Genomic DNA, 7,576 nt, shown 5'->3' with positions numbered 1-7,576 from the left:
ATAAATAAATATAACCAAAAAACCCCCCCCCACACCCCTCCCACCCTGTTGTGGTGGGTGGGGCGGGGGGTGCTGGCACACGAAAAATGAGTTACTTAAAGAACACGATCAACAAGAACATCACGCCGCAGAACCAGCCGATTCCGGGTAGCAAGCAGGTACGCAACTCGGCGGGAGGCTACAGCTTCCCCGTGGACAACTGGACACGGCTGGAGCGCTTCTTAGTTCTTGGTTCCGAGGGCGGCTCGTACTACGCGACCCAGCAGAAGCTGACGGTGGAGAACGCTAAGGCGGTTCAGGAGTGTGTGAAGGCCGACGGTCTGCGGGCGGTGAAGACTATCGCGCAGATCTCGGATGCGGGTCGGGCTCCGAAGAACGATCCGGCGATCTTTGCGCTGGCGATTGCAGCGTCGGAGGGCGACGACAAGACGCGCTCGGCGGCGCTGACGGCACTCCCCACGGTCTGCCGTACGGGGACGCATCTGTTCCACTTCGCACAGTTTGTGGACGGCATGCGTGGCTGGGGCCGTGGGCTACGTAAGGCGGTCGGGGCTTGGTACGCCGAGAAGGACAGCGATGCGCTGGCCTACCAGGCGGTCAAGTACCAGCAGCGCGATGGCTGGAGCCACCGGGACTTGCTGCGCCTGAGCCACCCCAAGCCAGAGAGTGAACAGAAGAAGGCGCTCTACCACTGGATCACGCAGGGCACAGGTGGGGAGAATATCCCCGCGATGGTCGTAGCGTTCGAGCAGGCAAAGCGTGCACAGAGCGCGGCAGAGATTGTCGCGCTGATCCGTGAGGCAAGCCTGCCACGCGAGGCGATTCCGACGCAGTTCCTGACCGAGAAGTCGGTGTGGGAGGCGCTGCTGGCAAGCGGGATGCCGCTCACGGCGTTGCTTCGTAACCTCGCGACGATGACCCGTGTGGGCATCTTCGAGGACAAAGAGCAGGTCAAGGCTGTCAGCGAGCGTCTGGCCGATAAGGCAGCGCTCAAGAAGGCGCGGGTGCATCCGATTGCAGTGCTCTCGGCGCTCAAGACCTACGGGTCGGGCAAGGGCGTGCGTGGCAACAGCACTTGGAAGCCGGTGGGCACGCTGGTGGATGCGCTGGATGCGGCGTTCTACGCGAGCTTCGGCAATATCGAGGCGACGGGCAAGCGCTGGGTGCTGGCTCTGGATGTCTCGGGCTCGATGGGCGGGGGCGAGATCGCGGGAATCCCTGGACTCACCCCACGTGACGCGTCGGCGGCGATGGCGCTTATCACGGCTGCAACGGAGGACGACTACCGAATGGTGGCGTTCCAGGACAAGCTGACCGAGCTGAGCATCACGCCACGCCAGCGGCTCGATGATGTGGCTGGCCGCATCTCGAACCTGCCGTTTGGCAGCACGGACTGTGCCCAGCCGATGCTGTGGGCGCTGAAGAACAAGGTGAAAGCCGATGTCTTCGTCGTCTACACAGACTCGGAGACCTGGCACGGGAGCATCCACCCGGTGCAGGCCCTGCGCCAGTACCGGGAGCAGCTGGGCATTGCCGCAAAGCTTATCGTCGTGGGGATGGTCAGCAATGACTTCTCCATCGCCGATCCAAGCGACGGCGGTATGCTCGACGTGGTCGGCTTCGACACGGCAGCGCCGCAGCTGATGTCCGACTTCGTGCGCTAAAGCTCGCAATCTCCTACCGGAGCAGGAATTCCTGTCCCGATAGGAGAAGTGGGGCCTATGCAAGAGCAAGAATCGCTTTGGGCAGGCGCAGCGAAGCGCATCATCACCCCGAGTCCTCTCCTGCCCGTCTCAGGTGGGATGGGCCCTACGCAACCGACACGCGAGAAGCGCGGCGAGCTGGCGGCGAGGGCACTATTTCTCCAGCGCGGCAAGATAAAAGTGGTCATTGTCGGGCTGGATCTCCTGGGCTTTCCGGGCGTCCTCGGCGACCGGGTACGGGCGCGTGTTCCCCGTGTTCCGGCGCAGAATATTCTCATTGGTTCCACCCATACCCACAGCGCCCCAGACTGCTACGCCTTCCCTGATGGCAATAGCAAAGATGGCCATACCGGCGATCTGGCGTTTATAGAGCGGGTCTGCACGCTGGCGGCGGAGGCCATCAACGAGGCGATAGACCGAGCGCAGCCCGCGCACCTCAAGATCGCCACCGGCGAGGCGCAGGGAAAGATCGCCTACAACTACTACGCCCCCGAGCTCTATGACCGGCGGATGTCGGTGATTCAGGCACTCACTCCTGAAGGAAAGACCCTCGCGACCCTGGTGAACTACGCTATCCACCCGGAGGTTCTGGGCAATAGTATTGGTATCCTCAGCCCCGATCTCTGCGGCCCGCTCTGTGAGCGTCTAGAGGAGCGTGCGGGAGGCATGGCGCTCTTTATGAACAGTGCGCAGGGCGGAATGGTCACCGCGGACAATCGCTACCTGGATCGTCCCAAAGACCCACAAAAAGGCTACTGGGAGGATGCCCGCACCTGGGACGAGTGTCTACGAATCGGACACACCATGGCCGATGAGGCACTGCGCTTCTTGGCCAAAGCGCCCGTGCAGCAAAAGCCTGGGCTGTTTTGCAAGAGCCTCTCCGTGACCTTTCCCGTACAGTCCCCGGAGCTCTGGGCCGTTGTCACACAGTCGCCGCTGGGCTACCCGCATGGAAAAGGCAAAGACCACACGATTCAGGCGCGTCTGAACCTCGTCAATCTCGGCGATGCGCAGATTCTGACGATCCCCGGCGAGGCGCTACCCAATATCGGCTTCTATCTCAAGCGGAAGATGGCCGGAGTGCATAACTTGCTCTTTGGCCTCACCAACGATGCCTTTGGCTATATCTTGACCAAAGTGGATTTTCACAGCTTCCCGCGCTATGAGTATGTCTCGCGCACGTCCCTGGGCGAGCAAACCGGAGAGATTTTGATTGAGAAGTGCCTGGAGCTGGTACGCACCAGCCCCAAGCCAGAGAAACAAAGCCCGGGTTAGTAGCGGTAGGTGTCGGGCTTGTAGGGGCCTTCTTGTGCGACACCGATGTAGGCGGCTTGCTCCGGGGTGAGCTCGGTGAGCATCGCGCCGACAATCAGCCCGTCGTAGCCCTCGTGGTCTTCCCACTCCCCAAGCAGCGTGCACCCCAGCCCATTGACATAGAACCGGCGCAGCTCGGTCAGTCGGTCGCTGGATCGTGCGCTACGAAAACGAATGTAGGGTGTCATCACTGTAAGGTACCCTATGGCTAACCCCTCATCGAGATCGAAGAGAATCTCTGGGTAACGATTGAGGCTAGACGCGCTATACTCAGGCTAAGAGGCTATCAGGATGGGACTTGGCGATTATTCGAAGAGATTTCTTGCAGTTCTGCTTGATGCATTTCCGGAATTTAAGGAACACATTGCCGAGGGACAAGATGAAGGCTGTTTTGAGGTGAAGTTTTTCGCTCCGTCAAATGTCGTCTTTCGAGTCGGTACGGAGTCGTTGATTGCGGATCGCATTACGATCAGCTTCGATTTGTACCACTGCCACAGTGGTGGCTGGGATGGTTCGATTGATGAAAAAGATTTCGAAGACGCGATTCAATACATTCGGAGGCTGATATGCGGCGAGTATCAAATTGCGATATGGCTCAGAAATGGAACTTATATTCTTGGTGAAACCATCGAGCATGATAAACCAGTGGAGCCGCGCTTCGGAAGAAACGGGGAAGAACTGACTTTGACAATAAAGGCTTGGAATTTATCTGACTAACCAAAAGCACCGCCCCGCTGAAAATTCGGCGGGGCGGCTTTCATTATAAGTTCCTAGTACCGGTAGGTGTCGGGCTTGTAGGGGCCTTCTTGCGCAACACCGATGTAGGCGGCCTGCTCCGGGGTGAGCTCGGTGAGCATGGCGCCGAGCTTGGAGAGCTGGAGGCGGGCGACCTTCTCATCGAGGTGATTCGGAAGAACATAGACCTGGCCGACTTCGTACTTGTCGGGGTTCATCCAGATCTCCATCTGCGCCAGGGTCTGGTTGGCGAAGCTGGACGACATCACGTAGCTCGGGTGGCCGGTGCCACAGCCAAGATTGACCAAGCGGCCCTTGGCGAGCATGATGATCCGCTTACCGTCGGGCCAGATCACGTGGTCCACCTGCGGCTTGATCTCGTCCCACTCAAGGCTCTCCAGCCCCGCGACATCGATCTCGTTGTCGAAGTGCCCGATGTTGCAGACGATGGCCTGGTTCTTCATCGCGTCCATGTGCTTGCGGGTAATGACATCTTTGTTGCCGGTGGTGGTCACGAAGATATCGGCCTTGTCGGCGGCATACTCCATGGTCACAACGCGGTAGCCTTCCATCGCGGCCTGAAGGGCGTTGATCGGGTCAATCTCGGTTACCCACACTTGGGCTGACAGAGCGCGCAGAGCCTGTGCGCTTCCCTTGCCCACATCGCCGTAGCCACAGACCACGGCCACTTTTCCAGCGATCATGACGTCAGTGGCGCGCTTGATGCCGTCCACGAGCGACTCGCGGCAGCCGTAGAGGTTGTCGAACTTAGACTTGGTCACGGAGTCGTTGACGTTGAAGGCGCGCATCTTGAGGTCGTTCTTGCGGCTCATCTCCAGCAGGCGGTGCACGCCCGTGGTGGTCTCTTCGGTGACGCCCTTCACCTGCGCGAGGCGGGTGGAGTACCAGGTCGGGTCAACGGCAAGCTTGGCCTTGATGCTGGCGTAGAGAATCGTCTCTTCCTCGGAGCCGGGGTTGTCCAGCACGGAGAGATCGGTCTCGGCCTTGGTGCCAAGGTGCAGCAGCAGGGTCGCGTCGCCGCCGTCATCGAGGATCATGTTGGTGTAGCTACCATCGGGCCACTCGAAGATCTTGTGGGTGTAGTCCCAGTACTCGGTCAGCGTCTCGCCCTTGGTCGCAAAAACAGCGGTTCCGCCGTAGGCAATGGCAGCGGCGGCGTGGTCTTGCGTGGAGTAGATATTACAGCTCGCCCAGCGCACTTTTGCTCCCAGTGCCTCTAGGGTCTGGATGAGCACGGCGGTCTGGATCGTCATGTGTAGCGAGCCCGTGATCTGAGCGCCCTTGAGCGGCTGGCTGGCGGCGTACTCGTCGCGAATGGCCATCAGGCCCGGCATCTCGGTCTCGGCAATAGCGATCTCTTTGCGGCCCCAGTCCGCCAGCGACAGATCGGCCACGATAAAGTCCGTGGCAAGGGTTTGGGTTGTTGTTTCAGTCATTCTTGTTATCTCTCAGGCAAAAATAAAGCCCACCCAGGGGCTTTGCCAGGGTGAGCGCAGTTTGATAGCTGAGCCTGATCCACGAAAAAATGGATTGCAGCACTCCTCAGCTTGGGCTCAGTATACCACGGCCCAAGCAGGAATCATTAAGAGTAATGGTGAATAACGACATGCTATGGGTGATTCAACAGCTTCGGTTCGTATTCGCTGGGGACTGACGTTTCCGATTGCGCTCGTGTTGATCCTGCTCAATGCCTTCTGGGTGATCCGTGCCGAACGCGTGGGCAGTGGGCCTTACTTTTCCACGATCTCCCTCTTTGCAAACGCTCTTTTTTTGCTGACGGTTGTGCTGCTGATTAACTGGCCGATCCGTCGCTTTGCACCCAAGCTTGCTCTCTCACAGGCGGAGATCTTGCAGATCTACGCGATGGTGGCTGTGGGGGGAGCGCTGGCAGGGCAGGACATGTGCTCAGCGCTGCTGCCAATGCTCTCGCACCCCTATCAGCTTGGTAATGCCACCAATGGCTGGCTGGAGCGCTTTGGGCCGTATCTCCCCAAGGCTGTCATGGTAGGCGACACGCCCAGCGAGAAAGAGGCGCTCAAGCTCTTTTATCAGGGCCACTCCACGCTCTACACACCGGAACATCTCTCCGCGTGGCGCAATCCTGTCTTGCTCTGGACGGGCTTTGTCGCGGTGCTTTTCTGGACCATGCTCTGCCTCTCGGTACTGATGCGCCAGGGCTGGCAAGATCGCGAGCGCCTTCCGTTCCCCGTGGTCGAGCTGCCCCTCCAGCTCACGGAGCAGAAGAAAGAGACGGTCTGGACCAACAAGCTCTTCTGGATCGGCTTTGGCCTGGTGTCCTGTATCGAGGTTCTCAATGGGCTCGCCTCGCTCTATCCCCAACTCCCGACCATTAACCTTCAGCACACCGATGTCTCAACTGGGGGAATCTTCACTACCTCGCCCTGGAACGCGGCGGGCTTTACGTGCTACTCGTTCTACCCCTTCGCCATTGGGCTGGGCTACCTACTGCCGCTTGATCTGGTCTTCTCGTGCTGGTTCTTCTATCTGTTCTGGAAAGCCCAGCTGATTGTCTCGCGGCTCATGGCCTGGGATGTGACCCCAGACTTTCCCTTTGTGCGTGAGCAGTCGTTTGGCGGCTATATCGCGATCCTGGTCTTCTTGCTCTGGAACGGACGTAGTTATTTCTCGCAGATGTGGAAGCGCCTCTGGAGGGAGCCCTCCGATGTAGACGACTCGCAAGAAGCGATGAGCTACCGTCAGGCGCTGGGCGGTTTTCTCCTGGGCTTTGCGGGTCTGGTTGGCTTCTTCACCTGGCTCGGCCTCTCTCCGCTGATCTCGTTTGCTGCCTTTGCGATCTACATGGCCCTCGCTCTCGCCGTGGGCCGTATTCGCGCCGAGCTTGGCCCGCCCGTGCACGACCTGCACTTCTCGGGCCCGGATCACATGCTCACCCGCTCGTTTGGCACCCCGGCGTTCTCGGCGCAGGATCTCACGATCCTGAACTTCTTCTACTGGTTCAACCGTGCCTACCGCTCGCACCCGATGCCCTTTGCCATCGAGGGGCTCAAGATCGCCAAAGATGTGAAGATGAGCCAGCGGATGATGTTTGCGGGGCTCGTGGTTGCGGGAGCCTTCGGGGCTTTTGCCGCCTTCTGGGCCTACCTGCATCTCTCCTACGACTTTGGCGCGATGGGCAAGATGCGTGGTGGCCAGGGCTTCTCGGGCGAGGCCTACAACCGACTCAATGGCTGGATGACCCAGCCACAGCCGCCTAACTGGATCGCCAACGGTGCGATTGGGGTTGGCTTTTTCTTCTGCGCCCTGCTGATGATCGCCCGTATTAAGTTCCCGTGGTGGCCCTTCCACCCCATTGGCTACGCCATCTCGGGCTCGTGGAGCATGAACCTGGTCTGGATGCCGCTGCTCTTTGCCTGGGTTATCAAGGGAGTTATTCTGCGCTACGGTGGGGTGAAACTCTACCGTCAGGCCATGCCGTTCTTCCTCGGGCTGATTCTCGGCCAGTGCATTGTCGGCTCGTTCTGGCACCTAGTGGGCTGGGCGCTAGATATCCAGCCCTACTCGTTCTGGGGTGGGTAAAGACAAAATGAACCAGAAGAAAAAGAAGCTGCTTGCTCCTGCACCAGAGCCCCAGCTCGATATTCTCGCTACCCCACGCAATCGCCGCCTCTTCCTGGGCGCGGTGATCGTGATCTATGGCATGGGCTACGCGTTCTCCGTCTGGGGCAAGATGCACTTTGGTGCATCTCTGCGCCGGGCTCTGGTGGATTCTTTAACGACCATGCTGCTCGTGATCGCCCTCCAAGCACCCGTTTGGTTCTGGT

General features: G+C 59.4%; 6 protein-coding genes, 1 pseudogene and 1 riboswitch. Of the genes and pseudogenes, 5 read left to right on the top strand and 2 right to left on the bottom strand.

Annotated features, from left to right (window positions below; translation table 11 throughout):
- Nucleotides 1–86: 86 nt before the first annotated feature.
- Together RMO15_RS01845 and RMO15_RS01840 are read left to right on the top strand one after the other, a co-directional pair.
- Complete coding sequence (locus tag RMO15_RS01845; protein WP_309707277.1) at nucleotides 87–1,664, top strand: TROVE domain-containing protein; 1,578 nt, start codon at nucleotides 87–89, stop codon at nucleotides 1,662–1,664.
- A 57-nt stretch (nucleotides 1,665–1,721) separates the two neighbouring features.
- Nucleotides 1,722–2,978: a hypothetical protein gene (locus RMO15_RS01840; RefSeq protein ID WP_309707276.1), complete on the top strand. Its 1,257-nt coding sequence runs from the start codon at nucleotides 1,722–1,724 to the stop codon at nucleotides 2,976–2,978.
- Here RMO15_RS01840 and RMO15_RS33145 read toward each other — a convergent pair.
- Nucleotides 2,975–3,070: pseudogene (locus tag RMO15_RS33145) on the bottom strand (adenosylhomocysteinase); the annotation flags it as partial. The gene RMO15_RS01840 and the pseudogene RMO15_RS33145 overlap by 4 nt on opposite strands.
- Nucleotides 3,071–3,308: 238 nt before the next feature.
- On the opposite strand from RMO15_RS33145, the gene RMO15_RS01830 reads away from it, so the two are divergent.
- Nucleotides 3,309–3,734, top strand: coding sequence for a hypothetical protein (locus RMO15_RS01830; RefSeq protein WP_309707273.1), 426 nt, complete (start codon nucleotides 3,309–3,311; stop codon nucleotides 3,732–3,734).
- A gap of 53 nt (nucleotides 3,735–3,787) precedes the next feature.
- Here RMO15_RS01830 and ahcY read toward each other — a convergent pair whose 3' ends face one another.
- Entirely contained in the window at nucleotides 3,788–5,209 is a 1,422-nt protein-coding gene (ahcY, locus tag RMO15_RS01825; protein WP_309707272.1) for an adenosylhomocysteinase, read from the bottom strand.
- Nucleotides 5,210–5,254: 45 nt separating this feature from the next.
- Nucleotides 5,255–5,323, bottom strand: a riboswitch (S-adenosyl-L-homocysteine riboswitch).
- 61 nt (nucleotides 5,324–5,384) lie between these two features.
- On the opposite strand from ahcY, the gene RMO15_RS01820 reads away from it, so the two are divergent.
- Together RMO15_RS01820 and RMO15_RS01815 are read left to right on the top strand one after the other, a co-directional pair.
- A complete protein-coding gene (locus RMO15_RS01820) occupies nucleotides 5,385–7,331 on the top strand; it encodes a DUF6785 family protein (RefSeq protein WP_309707270.1) in 1,947 nt (648 codons plus the stop codon).
- A 7-nt stretch (nucleotides 7,332–7,338) separates the two neighbouring features.
- Nucleotides 7,339–7,576 (top strand): hypothetical protein (locus RMO15_RS01815; RefSeq protein ID WP_309707269.1); only part of this gene is annotated, 238 nt, incomplete at its 3' end.

The organism is Armatimonas sp. (genome assembly GCF_031410135.1).
Taxonomy (GTDB): Bacteria; Armatimonadota; Armatimonadia; order Armatimonadales; family Armatimonadaceae; genus Armatimonas.
The sequence above is the reverse complement of the archived record's forward strand: the minus strand, read 5'-3'. Positions and strand labels throughout refer to the sequence as shown.

Coding starts and splice junctions, on each gene's coding strand:
- RMO15_RS01845 (WP_309707277.1), top strand. CDS start 87: ATGAGTTACTTAAAGAACACGATCAACAAGAACATCACGCCGCAGAAC.
- RMO15_RS01840 (WP_309707276.1), top strand. CDS start 1,722: ATGCAAGAGCAAGAATCGCTTTGGGCAGGCGCAGCGAAGCGCATCATC.
- RMO15_RS01830 (WP_309707273.1), top strand. CDS start 3,309: ATGGGACTTGGCGATTATTCGAAGAGATTTCTTGCAGTTCTGCTTGAT.
- ahcY (WP_309707272.1), bottom strand. CDS start 5,209: ATGACTGAAACAACAACCCAAACCCTTGCCACGGACTTTATCGTGGCC.
- RMO15_RS01820 (WP_309707270.1), top strand. CDS start 5,385: ATGGGTGATTCAACAGCTTCGGTTCGTATTCGCTGGGGACTGACGTTT.